The following is a 19,125-nucleotide window of genomic DNA, read 5'->3' on the forward strand; positions in this document are numbered from 1 at the left end:
TTGCCAGGAGTCTCTATGTTAAGGGTCTACCACTCAAATCGTCTGGATGTGCTGGAAGCATTGATGGAGTTCATCGTCGAGCGCGAGCGGCTGGACGATCCTTTTGAGCCGGAAATGATTCTGGTACAGAGTACCGGGATGGCGCAGTGGCTACAGATGACCCTTTCGCAGAAATTTGGTATCGCCGCCAACATAGAATTCCCACTCCCGGCAAGTTTTATCTGGGAAATGTTCGTCCGCGTACTGCCGGAGATCCCCAAAGAGAGCGCTTTCAGCAAACAAAGCATGAGCTGGAAGTTGATGACGCTGCTCCCGCAACTGCTGGATCATGATGATTTCGCGTTACTACGCCACTATCTGACGGACGATACGGATAAACGTAAGTTGTTTCAGTTGTCGTCGCGCGCGGCGGATCTTTTCGATCAGTATCTGGTGTACCGACCGGAATGGCTAACCCAGTGGGAAGCGGGGCGAATGGTCGACGGGTTAGGAGAGGCGCAAAGCTGGCAGGCGCCGCTATGGAAAGCGTTGGTGGAATATACCGATGCGCTGGGACAACCGCGTTGGCATCGTGCCAATCTCTATCAACGGTTTATCCAGACCCTCGAAAATGCTGAACGCTGCCCGCCAGGACTTCCTTCTCGTGTGTTTATCTGCGGGATCTCCGCGCTGCCACCGGTATACCTACAGGCACTGCAGGCGCTCGGTAAACATATCGAGATTCATCTGCTCTTCACCAATCCCTGCCGCTACTACTGGGGCGATATTAAAGATCCGGCGTATCTGGCAAAACTGCTGGCACGTCAGCGGCGACACAGTTTTGAAGACCGTCATTTACCGCTGTTTCGTGACAATTCGAATGCCGAAAGTTTGTTTAACGGCGATGGCGAACAGGATGTCGGTAACCCGATGTTGGCCTCGTGGGGGAAACTGGGGCGCGACTATATTTATCTGCTCTCCGAACTGGAAAACAGCCAGGAGCTGGATGCGTTTGTCGACATTACGCCGGATAACCTGCTGCATAACATCCAGGCCGATATCCTTGAGCTGGAAAACCGCGCAGTGGCGGGCGTGAGTCTGGAAGAGTATTCCCGCAGTGACAATAAGCGACGCCTTGATCCAAACGACACCAGCGTCACCTTCCATGTCTGTCATAGCCCCCAGCGTGAAGTTGAAGTCCTCCACGATCGTCTTCTGGCAATGCTGGAGGCAGACCCAACGCTCACCCCGCGTGACATCATCGTGATGGTGGCGGATATCGACAGCTATAGCCCGTTTATTCAGGCCGTCTTTGGCAGCGCCCCTGCGGAGCGTTATCTACCTTATGCGATTTCCGATCGTCGGGCGCGTCAGTCACATCCGGTGTTGCAGGCCTTCATCAGCCTGCTGTCTCTGCCTGACAGCCGTTTTGTTTCTGAGGACGTGCTGGCGCTGCTGGATGTCCCGGTGCTGGCGGCACGCTTCAATATCAGCGAAGAAGGATTGCGTTACTTGCGGTTGTGGGTCAATGAATCGGGCATTCGCTGGGGTATTGATGACGACAACGTGCGCGAACTGGAACTTCCGACAACGGGACAGCATACGTGGCAGTTTGGCCTGACGCGCATGCTGCTGGGCTATGCCATGGAAAGTGCGCAGGGTGAGTGGCAGTCCGTTCTGCCTTACGATGAGTCCTGTGGACTCATCGCCGAACTGGTAGGGCATCTGGCGTCGTTACTGATGCAGCTTAATCTCTGGCGTCGTGGCCTGGCACAGGAACGTCCACTGGAAGAGTGGCTGCCAGTGTGCCGCGAGATGCTCAACGATTTCTTCCTGCCTGACGCTGAAACCGAGGCGGCCATGACGCTGATTGAGCAGCAGTGGCAGGCGACCATCGCCGAAGGTATAGAGGCTAAGTATGGTGATGCGGTTCCGCTATCCCTGTTGCGCGATGAACTGGCGAAGCGGTTGGATCAGGAGCGAATTAGTCAGCGCTTTTTAGCCGGGCCGGTAAACATCTGTACGCTGATGCCGATGCGCTCCATTCCTTTCAAAGTGGTCTGTCTGCTGGGAATGAACGACGGTGTTTATCCGCGCCAGCTTGCGCCGCTCGGTTTTGATCTCATGAGCCAGAAACCAATGCGTGGGGATCGCAGTCGTCGTGATGATGATCGTTATCTGTTCCTTGAAGCCTTAATTTCTGCCCAGCAGTCGCTTTACATCAGCTATATCGGGCGCTCGATCCAGGATAACAGCGAACGGTTTCCTTCCGTGCTGGTGCAGGAGCTGCTCGATTACATCGGACAAAGCCACTACCTGCCGGGTGACGACGCGTTAACCAGCGATGAGAGCGAGAAACGGGTGAAAGCGCATATCGCCCGCCTGCATACCCGTATGCCGTTCGATGCGCAAAACTTCCAGCCCGGTGAACAGCAGAGCTACGCCAGCGAATGGCTACCGGCGGCAAGCCGACGTGGAGAAGCCCATAGCGATTTTGTGCAGCCGTTAGCCTTTGATATGCCAGAGACGCTGAGTCTGGAAACGCTGCAGCGCTTCTGGGCGCATCCGGTGCGGGCGTTTTTCCAGCAGCGTCTGCAGGTTAATTTCCGCTCCGAAGAGCGTGAGATCCCGGACTCCGAACCGTTTACCCTGGAAGGGCTGACCCGTTATCAGCTCAACCAGCAGTTACTGAATACGCTGGTTGAACAGGATGATGCCGAACGTCTGTTCCGTCGCTTCCGTGCGGCGGGGGATCTGCCGTATGGGGCCTATGGCGATATCCTCTGGGAAGCTCAGCATCAGGAAATGCAGACGCTGGCGGACAGGATCGTGGCTTGTCGTCAGCCGAGCCAAAGCCTGGAGGTTGATCTGCACTGCAATGGCGTACAGTTGACGGGCTGGCTGCCGCAGGTGCAAGAAGATGGTCTGTTGCGCTGGCGGCCTTCGTTAATCAGCATTTCACAAGGCGTGCAACTTTGGCTCGAACACCTTGTCTATTGTGCCTGCGGAGGAAAAGGTGAAAGCCGGCTGTTTTTGCGAAAAGACGGAGAGTGGCGCTTCCCACCGCTGGAGCAAGAGCAGGCATTGGGGTATCTGGCGCAACTGATTGACGGATATCGCGAAGGGATGTCCACACCGCTGCTGGTGCTACCGGAAAGCGGCGGCGCGTGGATAAAAACCTGTTATGACGCGGCAAATGATGCCATGTTAGATGACGATGATACGCGTCAAAAAGCCCGCGTGAAGTTTATGCAGGCTTACGAAGGCAACATGGTTGTGCGTGGCGAAGGCGAGGATATCTGGTATCAGCGCCTGTGGCGACAACTGGACTCTGAAACCTTTGAGGCCATTATTTTGCAGTCACAACGTTACCTGCTTCCGCTTTTCAGATTTAATCAGTCGTGATGGTTGTATAAAAATTGCGCAATTTTGATGCTTCCTTTATGATGCGTTGCCCTGCTCAGAGAAGCATCTAATGTGTCTTTGCGCAGAAAGAAAGTTAATGATGAGGTTCTTGAATGCCCCGCAGCACCTGGTTCAAAGCGTTACTGTTGTTGGTCGCCTTTTGGGCGCCTTTAAGTCAGGCAGATACCGGTTGGCAGCCCATTGCGGAAACCATCCGTAAAAGCGACAAAGATACCCGCCAGTATCAGGCCGTCCGTCTCGATAATGGTTTGGTGGTATTACTGGTATCCGACCCGCAGGCGGTGAAATCGCTTTCTGCGCTGGTGGTGCCCGTGGGGTCTCTGGAAGATCCCGATGCGCATCAGGGGCTGGCACATTATCTTGAACACATGTGTCTGATGGGATCGAAAAAGTACCCACAGGCCGATAGCCTTGCGGAATACCTCAAATTGCATGGCGGCAGCCACAATGCCAGCACTGCGCCGTACCGCACGGCGTTCTATCTGGAAGTGGAAAACGACGCGCTTACTGGTGCCGTTGACCGCCTGGCCGATGCCATTGCTGAACCGTTACTGGATAAAAAATATGCCGAGCGTGAGCGCAATGCAGTAAACGCTGAGCTGACGATGGCGCGTACCCGTGACGGGATGCGAATGGCGCAGGTGAGCGCGGAAACCATCAACCCGGCTCACCCCGGTTCACGTTTTTCCGGCGGCAACCTGGAAACCTTAAGCGACAAACCGGGTAATCCGGTGCAACAGGCGTTGCGCGATTTTCACAGCAAGTATTACTCCGCCAATCTGATGAAAGCGGTTATCTACAGCAATAAGCCGTTGCCGGAACTGGCAAAGATTGCTGCAGAGACCTTTGGGCGAGTGCCCAACAAGAATATCGAAAAGCCGGAAATTACCGTTCCGGTCGTCACTGATGCGCAGAAGGGCGTTATCATCCATTACGTACCTGCGCTGCCGCGTAAAGTGCTGCGCGTTGAGTTCCGAATCGACAACAATAGTGCGCAGTTTCGTAGTAAAACCGATGAACTGATCACCTATCTGATCGGTAACCGTAGCCCGGGTACGCTTTCTGACTGGCTGCAAAAACAAGGGCTGGTGGAAGGTATTCGCGCGGACTCCGATCCGGTAGTCAACGGCAACAGCGGTGTGTTAGCCATTTCCGCTACCCTGACCGACAAAGGGCTGGCGAACCGCGAAGAAGTGGTTGCGGCTATTTTCAGCTATCTCAATCTGTTACGCGAAAAGGGCGTCGATAAACGCTACTTTGACGAGCTGTCGCATGTGCTTGATCTGGACTTCCGTTACCCGTCGATCACCCGTGATATGGATTACGTCGAATGGCTGGCGGATACCATGATCCGCGTGCCGGTGGCGCATACTCTGGACGCAGTGAACATTGCTGATCAATACGATGCGAAAGCCATTCAGGCGCGTCTGGAGATGATGACGCCGCAAAATGCGCGAATCTGGTACATTAGCCCAAAAGAACCTCACAACAAGACCGCTTACTTTGTTGATGCTCCTTATCAGGTCAATAAAATCAGCGAGCAGACGTTCAGCGAGTGGCAGAAGAAAGCGCAGGAGATAGCCCTGTCTCTGCCGGAACTGAACCCTTACATTCCTGACGATTTCACGCTGATCAAGCCGGAAAAGAAATACGACCGTCCGGCGCTGATTGTCGATGAGCCTAATTTGCGCGTGGTATACACCCCGAGCCAGTATTTCGCCAGCGAACCGAAAGCGGACGTGAGCGTCATTCTGCGTAATCCGCAGGCGATGGACAGCGCCAGAAACCAGGTCATGTTTGCGCTGAACGATTATCTGGCGGGAATTGCGCTCGATCAGTTAAGTAACCAGGCGGCGGTGGGCGGCATCGGTTTCTCAACCAACGCCAACAATGGCTTAATGCTCAATGCTGATGGCTATACGCAGCGTCTGCCGCAACTTTTCCAGGCATTGCTTGCAGGTTATTTCAGCTATACCGCAACTGAAGAACAGCTTGAGCAGGCGAAATCCTGGTATAGCCAGATGATGGATTCTGCCGAAAAGGGGAAAGCCTACGAGCAGGCAATTATGCCGGTGCAGATGATCTCTCAGGTGCCTTATTTCTCCCGTGACGAACGGCGTGCACTGCTGCCGTCGATCACCCTGAAAGAGGTGATGGCCTACCGTGATGCATTGAAAACGGGCGCTCGTCCGGAGTTTCTGGCGGTTGGCAACATGAGCGAAGCGCAGGTCACGACGATGGCGCGGGATATCCAGAAACAGCTGGGGGCGAACGGTTCCGAATGGTGTCGCAACAAAGATGTGCTGGTGGATAAGAAGCAGTCTGTCATTTTTGAAAAAGCGGGCAGCAGTACCGACTCTGCGCTGGCGGCAGTCTTTGTCCCTGCCGGTTATGACGAGTATGCCAGCTCGGCCTACAGCGCCATGCTGGGCCAGATTGTCCAGCCGTGGTTCTACAATCAACTGCGAACGGAAGAGCAGTTAGGGTATGCGGTGTTTGCCTTCCCGATGAGCGTCGGACGCCAGTGGGGAATGGGTTTCCTGCTGCAAAGCAGCGATAAACAGCCGCCGTATCTCTGGGAACGCTACAAGGCGTTTTTCCCCACGGCGGAAGCAAAACTGCGGGCAATGAAACCGGAAGAGTTCGCCCAGATTAAACAGGCGATCGTCGCGCAGATGTTGCAGGCACCGCAAACGCTGGGTGAAGAAGCGTCGAAATTAAGCAAAGATTTCGATCGCGGCAATATGCGTTTCGATTCACGTGATAAAATTGTGGCTCAGATAAAACAGCTGACGCCGCAAAAACTTGCTGATTTCTTCCATCAGGCGGTGGTCGAGCCGCAAGGCATGGCGGTACTGTCGCAGATTTCCGGCGGTCAAAACGGGAAGCCGCACTATGTGCACCCGGAAGGCTGGAAAGTGTGGGACAACGTCAGCGCGTTGCAGCAAACTTTGCCCCTGGTGAGAGAACAGAATGAATGATGTCGCCGAGTCCCTTGATCCCCTGCGCTTGCCCCTCACAGGCGAGCGCCTGATTGAAGCCTCTGCGGGCACCGGCAAAACCTTTACTATCGCGGCGCTCTATCTGCGCCTGCTCCTCGGGCTCGGCGGGTCTTCCGCCTTTCCCCGTCCCCTGACCGTTGAAGAACTGCTGGTGGTAACCTTTACTGAGGCCGCCACCGAAGAGTTGCGCGGGCGTATCCGCAGTAATATTCATGAGCTGCGTATCGCCTGCCTGCGCGAATCGACTGACAACCCCCTTTATGCCCGTCTGCTGGATGAAATCGACGATAAAAAGCAGGCGGCGCAGTGGCTGCTGCTCGCCGAAAGACAGATGGATGAGGCGGCGGTATTCACCATCCACGGTTTTTGTCAGCGCATGCTGAGTCTGAATGCCTTCGAATCCGGCATGTTATTTGAACAACAGCTGATCGAGGATGAATCGCTGCTGCGTTATCAGGCCTGTGCGGATTTCTGGCGCCGTCACTGTTACCCCCTGCCGCGTGAAATTGCCGAGGTGGTGTTTGAAACGTGGAAAGGGCCACAGGCGCTGCTGGCGGATATTAACCGTTACCTGCAAGGGGAAGCGCCGGTTATCAAAGCGCCACCGCCGGATGACGAAACGCTGGCGTCCCGTCATCAGCAGATCGTGCAGCGAATCAATGCGCTTAAGCAACAATGGTGTGATGCGGTGGGTGAACTTGAGGGATTGATGGAAGCCTCAGGCATCGACCGGCGTAAATTTAACCGTGGCAACCAGGGCAAATGGATTGAGAAGATCAGCGCCTGGGCGCAGTCCGCAACGCAAAGCTACCAGTTGCCAGAGGCACTGGAGAAATTCTCTCAGCGTTTCCTTGAGGACAGAACCAAAGAAGGCGGCGTTGTGCCGCAGCATCCGCTGTTTGTCGCGATTGATGAATTACTGGCGGAACCGCTGACGCTCAGAGATCTGATGATCACCCGCGCGCTGGCGGAGATCCGTGAAACGGTGGCGAAAGAAAAACGCCGCCGGGGTGAACTGGGGTTTGACGATATGCTCAGCCGACTGGATAGCGCGTTGCGCAGTGAAAGCGGCGATGCGCTGGCGGCGGCGATCCGTACCCGCTTCCCGGTAGCAATGATCGATGAGTTCCAGGATACCGATCCGCAGCAATACCGTATTTTCCGTCGCATCTGGCAGCATCAGCCAGACACTGCACTGCTACTGATTGGCGACCCGAAGCAGGCGATTTATGCGTTTCGCGGCGCGGATATTTTTACCTATATGAAGGCCCGCAGTGAGGTCAGCGCGCACTATACCCTCGACACCAACTGGCGTTCCGCGCCAGGCATGGTGAACAGCGTCAACAGGCTGTTCGGCCTGATGGATGACGCCTTCATGTTCCGCGAGATCCCGTTCCAGCCGGTGAAATACGCCGAAAAAAACCAGTCGCTGCGTTTTGAATTTTACGGCGAAACTCAGCCCGCAATGACGATGTGGTTGATGAAAGGAGAAAGCTGCGGAATAGGCGATTATCAAAGCTATATGGCGCAGGTGTGCGCTGCGCAGATCCGCGACTGGCTGAAGGCCGGGTTGTGCGGAGAGGCGATGCTTATCAGCGGTCACGACGCGCGTCCGGTGAGCGCGGCGGATATCAGCGTGCTGGTGCGTAGCCGCCAGGAAGCGGCGCTGGTACGCGATGCCCTGACACAACTGGCGATTCCGTCCGTCTATCTTTCCAACCGCGACAGCGTGTTTGAAACGCTGGAAGCGCAGGAGATGCTCTGGCTATTACAGGCGGTGATGGCACCGGAAAAAGAAAATACGCTACGCAGCGCGCTGGCGGCCTCAATGATGGGGTTGAACGCACGCGACATTGACATGCTCAATGGCAATGAAAACGCCTGGGATCGAGTGGTTGACGAGTTTGTCGGCTACCGTCAAATCTGGCAAAAACGTGGCGTGATGCCGATGCTGCGTGCGCTGATGTCAGCGCGACAGATTGCGGAGAACCTGCTGGCAACGGCGGGAGGTGAGCGTCGCCTGACCGATATTTTGCACATCAGTGAGCTATTGCAGGAGGCCGCTTCGCAACTGGAAAGCGAGCATGCGCTGGTGCGCTGGCTCTCGCAGCATATTCTTGAGCCTGACAGCAATGCTTCCAGCCAGCAAATGCGTCTGGAAAGCGACAGCCATTTGGTGCAGATCGTCACCATCCACAAGTCAAAAGGGCTGGAGTATCCGCTGGTCTGGCTGCCGTTTATCACGAATTTCCGCGTTCAGGATCAGGCGTTTTATCACGACCGCAACTCGTTTGAAGCAGTTCTGGATCTGAGCGAGGCGGACGAAAGCGTGGCGCTGGCGGAAGCCGAAAGGCTGGCGGAAGATTTGCGTTTACTGTACGTGGCGCTGACGCGTTCAGTCTGGCACTGCAGTCTGGGCGTCGCACCTCTGGTTCGTCGTCGGGGCGATAAAAAGGGCGATACCGATGTGCATCAGAGCGCGCTGGGGCGTCTGTTGCAAAAAGGCGAACCGATGGATGCCGCCGGGCTACGCTCGGCGATAGACGCAGTTTGCGATGAGAACATCGTCTGTCGTATCCCGGACGCGGTCAGTATGGAGCCGTTGCCTGGCACCGTTGCGAGCGAGGCGTCTCTGAATGCCCGACGGGTACAACGAACGCCGGGCGACAACTGGCGGGTGACCAGCTATTCCGGCCTGCAACAGCGTGGTCACGGCATTGCACAGGATCTGATGCCGCGACTGGATATCGATGCGACAGGCGTGGGTGAAGTGGTTGAGGAGCCGGAACTGACGCCGCACCAGTTCCCACGCGGCGCATCGCCAGGAACATTTTTACACAGCCTGTTTGAAGATCTCGATTTTACCCAGCCGGTTGAGGCTGCCTGGGTGCAGGAAAAACTGGAGCTTGGTGGTTACGATGCCGACTGGGAACCGGTCATCACCGCGTGGGTGACGGCGATTCTCCATGCGCCACTCAATGAGACTGGCGTCAGTCTGAGCCAGCTTTCTGCGCGTGAAAAACAGGTCGAGATGGAGTTTTATCTGCCCATTAGCCAACCGCTTATTGCGGAAAACCTGGATGCGCTGATCCGCCAGTTTGACCCGCTCTCGGCGGGCTGTCCGCCACTGGAGTTCACCCAGGTTCGCGGGATGCTGAAGGGCTTTATCGATCTGGTATTTCGTCACAACGGGCGCTATTACCTGCTGGATTACAAATCGAACTGGCTGGGAGAAAACAGCGCCGCTTACACCCCAGAGGCGATGGCGGCGGCCATGCAGGCGCATCGCTATGATTTGCAGTATCAGCTCTATACCCTCGCGCTGCACCGGTATCTGCGCCATCGCATCGCAGATTACGACTACGAGCGCCATTTTGGCGGCGTGATTTATCTGTTCCTGCGCGGCGTGGACAGCAAACAGCCGCAGCAGGGGATTTACACCACACGCCCGGCGGGTGAGTTGATTACCCGGATGGACGAGATGTTTGCCGGGGTGGCGCTGGAGGAGGCATCATGACGCTACAGAAGCGATTACTTGAGGCCGTCGGGCAGAAGCAACTGCGCCCGCTGGATGTGCAATTCGCGCTGGCGGTGACCGGCGAACATGAACCTGCCGTGACGCTGGCAGCGGCGTTACTCAGCCGGGATGCCGGAGAAGGGCACGTCTGTTTACCGCTTTCTCAACTGGCGCTGAATGCAGATAATCCCCCTTTCTATTCTTCATGCCTTAGCGACATTGGCGAACCCGAGAACTGGGAAGAATGCCTGCTCGCTTCCGACGCCGTCAGTCATGGAGAGCGGCCATCGCCGATGGTCCTTTATGGCGACCGTTTGTATCTGAACCGGATGTGGTGCAACGAACGTACAGTTGCTCATTTCTTTAGCGAGGTGAATCGACCCATTGAGGTGGATGAAACCTTGCTGACGCAAACGCTGGAAGCGCTGTTCCCGACGACAAACGAAATCAACTGGCAAAAAGTCGCCGCGGCGGTCGCGCTGACCCGCCGTATTTCGGTGATTTCAGGCGGGCCGGGAACGGGGAAAACAACCACCGTGGCCAGGCTGTTGGCGGCGCTGATCCAGATGGCGGAAGGCGAGCGTTGCCGTATTCGCCTGGCGGCGCCGACGGGTAAAGCAGCGGCGCGTTTGACGGAGTCCTTAGGCAAGGCGCTGCGTCAGTTGCCGCTGACGGATGAACAAAAGAAACGCATCCCGGATGATGCCAGCACTCTGCACCGGTTGCTGGGCGCGCAACCCGGCAGTCAGCGTTTACGCCATCACGCGGGCAACCCGCTACATCTGGATGTGCTGGTGGTGGATGAGGCGTCAATGATCGACCTGCCGATGATGTCGCGCTTGATCGACGCATTGCCGTCGCACGGGCGTATCATTTTCCTTGGCGATCGCGATCAGCTTGCTTCGGTCGAGGCGGGGGCGGTGCTGGGGGATATCTGTGCCTGGGTGAATGCGGGCTATACCCCTGAACGGGCACAGCAACTGGCTCGCCTGACGGGGATGCCCGTTCCGGCAGGTGCTGGAGAAGACGCCGCCACGCTACGGGACAGCCTCTGTCTGCTGCAAAAGAGCTACCGTTTTGGCAGCGATTCCGGCATCGGGCAACTGGCGGCGGCGATTAACCGTGGCGATAAGGCGGCGATAAACGACATTTTCCTGCAAGGCTTCAGCGATATCGATAAACGGACGCTGGAGAGCAGTGAAGATTACACCGCCATGCTTGAAAACGCACTGGCAGGTTATGGACACTATCTGCAACTGCTTCAGGCGCGCGCGGAGCCTGCATTAATCATTCAGGCATTCAATGAGTTCCAACTGCTGTGCGCGCTGCGCGAAGGGCCGTTTGGCGTGAGCGGACTGAATGAACGTATCGAACTGGCTATGCAGCAAAAGCGCAAAATTCATCGCCTGCCACATTCCCGCTGGTATGAAGGACGGCCAGTGATGATTGCCCGTAACGACAGCGCGCTGGGCTTGTTTAACGGCGATATCGGTGTGGCGCTCGATCGTGGGCAAGGATTAAGGGTCTGGTTTGCGATGCCGGATGGCAGTATTAAGTCTGTGCAGCCCAGCCGCCTGCCGGAGCATGAAACGACCTGGGCAATGACGGTGCACAAATCTCAGGGCTCGGAGTTCGATCATGCCGCGCTGGTGTTACCCACGCAGCGCACGCCGGTGGTGACACGGGAACTGGTGTATACCGCCGTGACCCGCGCACGTCGCCGCCTGTCGTTATATGCCGATGAACGCATACTTGGCAGTGCGATTGCCACCCGAACCGAACGACGCAGTGGGCTGTCGACGTTGTTTAAATGAGAGGTTGCCGGATAAGCCGTTTGCGTCGCTATCCGGCAATGCGATAACCGCTACCCCAGATCCGCCATCAGGACTTTGGATTTCCGCTGATAGTTGTACATCTCTTTTTTACTTTCCGGCAGCAGGTCGATATCCACCGGCGTGAAGCCGCGTTCCTGGAACCAGTGAATGCTGCGGGTCGTCAGGACGAACAGCTTGCTCAGGCCAATCTGCTTCGCCTGGGCGGCGATCCGCTCCAGTAGCACTTCTCCCCTTGAAGAACTGCGGTAGTCCGGATGGACAGCCACGCAGGCCATTTCGCCGATTTTTTCTTCCGGGAAGGGGTACAGTGCGGCACAGGCGATGGTCATATTATCGCGCTGGATAATGGTGAACTTGTCGATCTCCATTTCCAGTTGTTCGCGTGAACGACGCACCAGAATGCCCTGCTGTTCCAGCGGGCGGATCAGCTCCAGGATCCCGCCGATATCGTTAATGGTGGCGCGGCGGATCTGCTCGGCGCTTTCCATCACAATTTGTGTCCCGATACCGTCGCGCGAAAACAGCTCCTGCAACAGTGCGCCATCTTCCTGATAACTGATCAGGTGACAACGACGGACGCCGCTGCGACAGGCTTTCACCGCGCCACGCAGAAAGCGTACGGTACCCGAGTTGTAATCGCCTTTTTCTTCCTGTGCTTCTACGCGCGCCTGGGCCTCGTTCGGGAACAGTTCGGAGACGATATCACCGTCGTCGTTGGTCACCCCTTGCGAAGAACAGAACCCGATCATCTTTTCGGCTTTCAGTTTGATCGCCAGTTGTGTGGCGATCTCTTCTGAAGTCAGGTTAAAGCTTTCGCCAGTGACAGACACCGCAACGGGGCCCATCAGCACAATGGCGCCGCTGTCCAGTTGACGATGGATCGCCTCTTCATCGATGCGACGGATACGTCCGCTGTGGCAGTAATCTACGCCGTCATCGACGCCCAGCGGCTGCGCAATGATAAAGTTGCCGCTGACCACGTTGATATGCGCCCCCTGTAGCGGCGTATTGTTCAGGCTCATCGACAGGCGAGCGGTGATATCCAGTTGCAACGTTCCCGCCGCCTGCTTTACCAGCTCCAGCGTTTTGGCGTCGGTGACGCGGGTATTTTTGTGATACATCGGCTCATGGTGATGAGTGGCGAGGTTGGCGTCAATTTGCGGACGCGCGCCATAAACCACGACCAGGCGAATGCCGAGGCTGTGAAGAAGCCCAATATCATTGACGATGCTGGAAAAGTTTTCATGCTCAATGGCTTCGCCGCCGAGCATAATGACAAACGTTTTTCCCCGATGGGTATTGATATAGGGAACAGAATGGCGGAATCCCTGTACCAGTTCGGTTCTACGCTCCTTCACCACGGCATATCCTCATTGCATGATTATTCGTAATTAGTGTATTTTTATTCTGTTTTTCCGCCGCGCGCAAGTGCAAATTTTGACCCTGACAAAGTTTTTTCTCAGTAATACCGTGAATACAATAAGAATGTTTACCCTTTTATAGATGACAGATTATGCGTCATTCGTTAAAGTTTCCGGTCAATTTAGACGTTTACTATCTCATCACCAATACGTTTTATTTTGCTCGGGAGAAGCATGTCAGGATCCAATCCACCTATTAGCCGCCGTCGTTTACTGCAAGGGGCGGGCGCCATGTGGCTATTGAGCGTCAGTCAGGTCGGTCTGGCTGCGGTCAGTCAGGTCATTGCGGTTCGTATTTGGCCAGCATCCAGTTACACCCGTGTGACGGTGGAATCGAATCAACAGCTGAAGTACAAGCAGTTTGCGCTGAGCAATCCTGAACGCGTGGTGGTGGATATTGAAGGTGTGAACCTGAATTCCGTGCTGAAAGGCATGGCGGCGCAAATTCGCCCCGACGATCCTTACATTAAGTCGGCGCGCGTGGGACAGTTCGATCCGCAGACCGTGCGCATGGTGTTCGAACTGAAGCAAAACGTGAAACCACAGCTGTTCGCGCTGGCACCGGTGGCGGGTTTTAAAGAGCGTCTGGTTATGGATCTCTATCCGGCCAATGCGCAGGATATGCAGGATCCGCTGCTGGCGCTGCTGGAAGATTACAACAAAGGCGATCTTGATAAGCAGGTACCGCCCGCGCAGAGTGGGCCTCAGCCGGGCAAAGCGGGGCGCGATCGCCCGATCGTGATCATGCTCGATCCGGGGCATGGCGGTGAGGATTCTGGTGCTGTCGGTAAATACAAGACGCGTGAGAAAGATGTCGTGTTGCAGATTGCCCGTCGGCTGCGCGCGTTAATCGAGAAAGAAGGCAATATGAAGGTCTATATGACGCGAAATGAAGATATTTTCATTCCGCTCAAGGTGCGCGTGGCGAAGGCCCAGAAGCAGCGGGCCGACCTGTTTGTCTCGATTCATGCGGACGCGTTCACCAGTCGGCAACCCAGCGGTTCATCCGTGTTTGCGCTGTCGACCAAAGGGGCGACCAGTACGGCGGCGAAATATCTGGCGCAAACGCAGAACGCCTCGGATTTGATCGGCGGCGTGAGCAAAAGCGGCGACCGCTACGTCGACCACACCATGTTCGATATGGTGCAATCGCTGACCATCGCCGACAGCCTGAAGTTTGGTAAAGCGGTGCTCAACAAACTCGGCAGGATTAACAATCTGCATAAAAATCAGGTGGAACAGGCCGGGTTTGCGGTGCTGAAAGCGCCGGATATCCCGTCGATTCTCGTTGAAACGGCGTTTATCAGTAACATCGAAGAAGAGCGAAAGCTGAAAACAGCCACCTTCCAGCAGGAAGTGGCAGAGTCGATTCTGGCTGGGATCAAAGCGTACTTCGCCGATGGGGCGACGCTGGCGAGAAGGGGATAATAAAAAAGCGCTGAAAAGCGCTTTTTTTTACGAACCGCAGATACAAAAAAACACCCGTTAAGGTGTTTAGTATTGGTTGCGGGGGCCGGATTTGAACCGACGACCTTCGGGTTATGAGCCCGACGAGCTACCAGGCTGCTCCACCCCGCGTCCGTCTTCCTGCTTCGCATTTTTAAACTGCTTTGCAGAATTAGATGCTGCCTCAAAATTTGATTGGTTGCGGGGGCCGGATTTGAACCGACGACCTTCGGGTTATGAGCCCGACGAGCTACCAGGCTGCTCCACCCCGCGTCCGCCATTCTGCTGCGCATTTTAAGCTGCTTTGCAGAAGCATGTACTGCATCAAATTTTAATTGGTTGCGGGGGCCGGATTTGAACCGACGACCTTCGGGTTATGAGCCCGACGAGCTACCAGGCTGCTCCACCCCGCGTCCGTGGATGCGCACTATACTCTGCTAACATTTTCATGCAACCCTTTTTTCACCTGGATCACGGTTTCGGGATGAAAATGAACAAAAACAAGGCATTTCAGTTTAAATAATGTGCAAAATTTGCGTCTGGGCAGCGGTGCTCGTTTCATTAGCGGGCCGGGTTTGTTATCTTCATGACGCATGATTTACAGCTAAAAGAAGAGAACAATGAAAGGACGTTGGGTAAGTTACCTTCTCATGGGCGCGGTGGTTGCAATGCTGGCTGCCTGTTCCTCTAAACCAACCGATCGCGGACAGCAGTATAAAGACGGGAAGTTTACCCAGCCTTTCTCACTGGTGAACCAGCCGGATGCCATCGGCGCACCGATCAACGCCGGCGATTTTGCCGAGCAGGTCAATCAGATCCGCAGTGCTTCTCCGCGTCTGTACGGCAATCAAAGCAACGTTTATAACGCGGTGCAGGACTGGCTGCGCTCTGGCGGCGATACGCGCACCATGCGCCAGTTTGGTCTCGACGCCTGGCAGATGGAAGGTGCCGATAACTACGGCAACGTGCAGTTTACCGGTTACTACACGCCGGTGATTCAGGCGCGCCATACGCGTCAGGGCGAATTCCAGTACCCAATCTATCGCATGCCGCCGAAACGGGGACGCTTGCCGTCTCGCGCGGAGATTTACGCGGGCGCACTGAGCGAGAACTACATTCTGGCGTACAGCAACTCTCTGATGGATAACTTCATCATGGACGTGCAGGGTAGCGGCTATATCGATTTTGGCGACGGCTCCCCGTTGAACTTCTTCAGCTATGCCGGGAAAAACGGGCATGCCTATCGCAGCATCGGCAAAGTACTGATCGATCGCGGTGAAGTGAAGAAAGAAGATATGTCGATGCAGGCGATTCGCCACTGGGGCGAAACCCACAGCGAAGCAGAAGTGCGTGAGCTGCTGGAGCAGAATCCGTCATTCGTCTTCTTTAAACCGCAATCTTTTGCCCCGGTGAAAGGTGCCAGTGCTGTACCGCTGATTGGTCGCGCGTCGGTGGCGTCTGACCGCAGTATTATTCCGGCAGGCACCACGCTGCTCGCCGAAGTCCCGCTGCTGGACAACAACGGGAAATTTAACGGGCAGTATGAACTGCGCCTGATGGTTGCGCTGGATGTCGGCGGGGCAATTAAAGGCCAGCACTTTGACATTTACCAGGGCATCGGGCCAGACGCCGGACACCGCGCAGGCTGGTACAATCACTATGGTCGCGTGTGGGTGCTGAAGAGCGCACCGGGCGCAGGTAACGTGTTCAGCGGCTAGTTGTCGGATGGCGCTTCGCTTATCCGTCTACATCATCGAGTAGGCCTGATAAGGCGCAGCCGCCATCAGGCAGTCATACCGTTCGATATTAATGAATTTGAGGTGTTATGTCTGTGGTTATCAGTGATGCCTGGCGTCAGCGTTTTAGCGGCACCGCGCGTCTGTATGGTGAAAAAGCCCTGCAATTGTTTGCCGACGCGCATATCTGCGTGGTTGGGATCGGCGGCGTCGGTTCCTGGGCGGTAGAAGCTCTGGCGCGAACCGGGATTGGCGCGATTACGCTCATCGATATGGATGACGTGTGCGTGACCAACACCAACCGCCAGATCCATGCTCTGCGCGACACTGTTGGGCTGGCGAAAGCCGAGGTGATGGCTGAGCGTATCCGCCAGATTAACCCCGAGTGCCGGGTGACGGTAGTCGATGATTTTGTAACGCCGGATAGCGTCGCAGAATACATGAGCGCAGGCTTTAGCTATGTGATTGACGCGATTGACAGCGTGCGGCCAAAAGCGGCGCTGATTGCGTACTGTCGGCGCAATAAGATCCCGCTGGTGACCACCGGCGGCGCGGGTGGGCAGATCGATCCGACGCAGATTCAGGTTGTTGACCTGGCGAAAACGATTCAGGATCCGCTGGCGGCGAAACTGCGCGAACGACTGAAAAGCGATTTTGGCGTCGTGAAAAACAGCAAAGGCAAACTCGGCGTCGACTGCGTGTTTTCAACGGAAGCGCTGGTGTATCCGCAGTCTGATGGCAGTGTGTGCGCCATGAAGGCGACGGCGGAAGGACCCAAACGAATGGACTGTGCGTCGGGGTTCGGTGCGGCAACGATGGTTACCGCCACGTTCGGTTTTGTAGCAGTATCCCATGCGTTAAAAAAGATGATGGCAAAAGCGGCGCGTCAGGGCTGAGATTCTCTTGCGCGGGACAATGCGTCGCAGGCCGGAAGACGAGCCTGCGTCGTCATCCGGCAGCGTGAGCCGCTTCGACGATCGCTTCATTGAGTGCCTCCAGCCCCTGACTGCGCGACGCGCTGAGCTGAGTGCGTAATCCCAGTTCATCAAACAAGGCCAGCGGCGAATGGGCCAGCAGTTCCGCTGCGGTTTTCCCTTCTGCGGCGGTCAGTAATACCGCCAGCAGTCCGCGCACGATGCGACCTTCACTGTCGCCGAAAAAGTGTAAAGTGCCCTTTTCAGAGCGCGTATATCCCAGCCAGACGCGATTTTCGCAGCCCGCGATCTCTTTAGCCTGCGCTTTGAGATCGTCGGGCAGTGCCGGCAGCTGTTTACCGAGCAAAATCAGCTGTCGATATTTGTCTTCCCACTGGGTCAGCGGGATAAAGGTATGACGCAACGTCTCTTCGGTTACGGTTGTGCCAAACGGGTGTCCGGCAAACATTGGGCTAGTCATTAATCCACCAGTATTTCCAGGGCGCGATCAACGGCGTTGATCAACGCATCCACATCACTTTGGGTATTATACGGTGCGAATGAGGCACGTAGCGTACCCGAGACGCCAAGTTCAGCCAGCAGCGGCTGCGCGCAGTGCTGACCGGCACGTAGCGCAATACCATATTCCGCCAGCAGGGTGACCATATCGCTATGATGAACACCAGCAAAATCAAAGGCCAGCAGACTGGAGTCCTGACAGCGAAATGAGCGAAATCCCGGACGCTGGGCCAGCGCCTCTTCCGCCAGTGTAGCCAGCCCCCGACTCCAGCTTTCCGCCTGGGCGATATCAACATCGGCTAGCCATTCCAGCGCGGCGCTCATGCCAATCACGCCAGCGACGTTAGGGGTACCTGCTTCAAGCTTCCACGGTGCGGCCTGGGTAGTGAAGCCCTCGAAACTGACGTCGTTGATCATCTTACCGCCACCGAGCCATGGCGACATGGCCTCCAGCAGCGCCGGTTTGCCGTAAAGCACGCCGATACCGGTTGGACCGTACAGCTTATGGCCTGAGAAGGCGTAGAAATCGATGTCGAGCGCCTGGACATCCACCGGGAAATGGACGGCTCCCTGCGCGCCATCCACCATCACTACCATGCCCGCGGCATGGGCGAGGGTAATGGCACGGGCTAAGTCCGGGCAGCCGCCGGTCACGTTCGACATCTGCCCCAGCGCGAGAATTCGGCTGCGCGGGGTGATGGTTGTCTGCAGACGTTCAACGTCAGGCAGGTGCTGGGCATTGAGCGGCAGCTTGACCACTTTCGCCCCAGTTTGCTCTGCGAGCATCAGCCACGGCACGAGATTCGCGTGATGCTCCGCGACGCTGACGATGATTTCATCGCCCGGTTGCAGGCGAGGGCGGGCATAACTCTGCGCCACCATATTGATGGCCTCCGTGGTGCCCCGGGTCCAGACGATGGTTTTGTCATCTGGCGCATTCAGCAAACGCGCCACTTTTTCCCGTGCGGCCTCATAGCGCGCGGTCAGGCGCTGGGCTTCGGCGAACTGGCTGCGATGGACGTTGCCAGCGCTCAGGCTATAGAACTGCCGGGTCGCCTCGATGACGGCCTGCGGTTTAAGGGCCGTCGCGGCGCTATCCAGATAGACGCCCGCGTCTGCGAGTGCCGGAAATTGCGCGCGAAACTGCGCGGGATTGAAAGCGTTCATGGTATTCCTCGGTTCAGTAATCCGATCGTGGCGCAAATTGGTCGTTGATTCAAGAAGTGTACGGTCACCAGGAATCTTCTGGATGTTGTGGCGAAATCAGACCAGTAGCTTATGCTGAATTATGTTAGGCAAATCTTTTTGCCTGTTACGGAGTACGTTTTTA

At 56.1% G+C, this 19,125-nt stretch carries 10 protein-coding genes and 3 tRNA genes; 7 read left to right on the forward strand and 6 right to left on the reverse strand.

Annotated elements, in window-relative coordinates:
- Positions 1-15 precede the first annotated feature (15 nt).
- From recC to recD, 4 genes are all read left to right on the forward strand, one after another.
- Entirely contained in the window at positions 16-3,384 is a 3,369-nt protein-coding gene (gene recC / locus C2U53_RS14660) for an exodeoxyribonuclease V subunit gamma (protein ID WP_104446053.1), read from the forward strand.
- A 113-nt stretch (positions 3,385-3,497) separates the two neighbouring features.
- Positions 3,498-6,386, forward strand: a complete 2,889-nt coding sequence (gene ptrA / locus C2U53_RS14665; protein ID WP_099433706.1) for a pitrilysin — start codon at positions 3,498-3,500, stop codon at positions 6,384-6,386.
- Complete coding sequence (gene recB / locus C2U53_RS14670; RefSeq protein ID WP_104446054.1) at positions 6,379-9,924, forward strand: exodeoxyribonuclease V subunit beta; 3,546 nt, start codon at positions 6,379-6,381, stop codon at positions 9,922-9,924. The genes ptrA and recB overlap by 8 nt, the downstream gene beginning before the upstream one ends.
- Positions 9,921-11,738, forward strand: coding sequence for an exodeoxyribonuclease V subunit alpha (gene recD / locus C2U53_RS14675; protein WP_090048479.1), 1,818 nt, complete (start codon positions 9,921-9,923; stop codon positions 11,736-11,738). Before recB ends, recD begins: the two co-directional genes overlap by 4 nt.
- A 50-nt stretch (positions 11,739-11,788) precedes the next feature.
- Here the strand turns inward: recD and argA are convergent, their stop codons facing one another.
- Positions 11,789-13,120, reverse strand: coding sequence for an amino-acid N-acetyltransferase (argA, locus tag C2U53_RS14680; protein ID WP_042999482.1), 1,332 nt, complete (start codon positions 13,118-13,120; stop codon positions 11,789-11,791).
- 234 nt (positions 13,121-13,354) lie between these two features.
- On the opposite strand from argA, the gene amiC reads away from it, so the two are divergent.
- Entirely contained in the window at positions 13,355-14,608 is a 1,254-nt protein-coding gene (gene amiC, locus C2U53_RS14690) for an N-acetylmuramoyl-L-alanine amidase AmiC (RefSeq protein ID WP_042999483.1), read from the forward strand.
- Between the two features lie 73 nt (positions 14,609-14,681).
- Here the strand turns inward: amiC and C2U53_RS14695 are convergent.
- The 3 genes from C2U53_RS14695 to C2U53_RS14705 all read right to left on the reverse strand — a co-directional run bounded on the left by C2U53_RS14695 (position 14,682) and on the right by C2U53_RS14705 (position 15,039).
- A tRNA-Met gene (locus tag C2U53_RS14695) sits at positions 14,682-14,758 on the reverse strand.
- A 64-nt stretch (positions 14,759-14,822) separates the two neighbouring features.
- Positions 14,823-14,899 (reverse strand) — tRNA-Met (locus C2U53_RS14700).
- Positions 14,900-14,962: 63 nt separating this feature from the next.
- Positions 14,963-15,039: transfer RNA gene (locus C2U53_RS14705), tRNA-Met, on the reverse strand.
- Between the two features lie 207 nt (positions 15,040-15,246).
- Between C2U53_RS14705 and mltA the strand changes: the two genes are divergently transcribed.
- Both mltA and tcdA read left to right on the forward strand, forming a co-directional pair.
- A complete protein-coding gene (mltA, locus tag C2U53_RS14710; protein ID WP_042999484.1) occupies positions 15,247-16,344 on the forward strand; it encodes a murein transglycosylase A in 1,098 nt (365 codons plus the stop codon).
- Positions 16,345-16,451: 107 nt separating this feature from the next.
- Entirely contained in the window at positions 16,452-17,258 is an 807-nt protein-coding gene (gene tcdA / locus C2U53_RS14715; protein ID WP_104446055.1) for a tRNA cyclic N6-threonylcarbamoyladenosine(37) synthase TcdA, read from the forward strand.
- Positions 17,259-17,310: 52 nt separating this feature from the next.
- On the opposite strand, the gene csdE is transcribed toward tcdA, so the two are convergent.
- Both csdE and csdA read right to left on the reverse strand, forming a co-directional pair.
- Positions 17,311-17,757 (reverse strand): cysteine desulfurase sulfur acceptor subunit CsdE, encoded by a 447-nt coding sequence (gene csdE, locus C2U53_RS14720; RefSeq protein WP_042999486.1) that lies wholly within the window; start codon positions 17,755-17,757, stop codon positions 17,311-17,313.
- Positions 17,757-18,962 (reverse strand): cysteine desulfurase CsdA, encoded by a 1,206-nt coding sequence (gene csdA, locus C2U53_RS14725; RefSeq protein ID WP_104446056.1) that lies wholly within the window; start codon positions 18,960-18,962, stop codon positions 17,757-17,759. The genes csdE and csdA overlap by 1 nt, the downstream gene beginning before the upstream one ends.
- Positions 18,963-19,125 lie beyond the last annotated feature (163 nt).

The sequence above is a fragment of the Citrobacter sp. CFNIH10 genome, assembly GCF_002934585.1.
In the GTDB taxonomy this organism is placed as follows: Bacteria; Pseudomonadota; Gammaproteobacteria; order Enterobacterales; family Enterobacteriaceae; genus Citrobacter_A; species Citrobacter_A amalonaticus.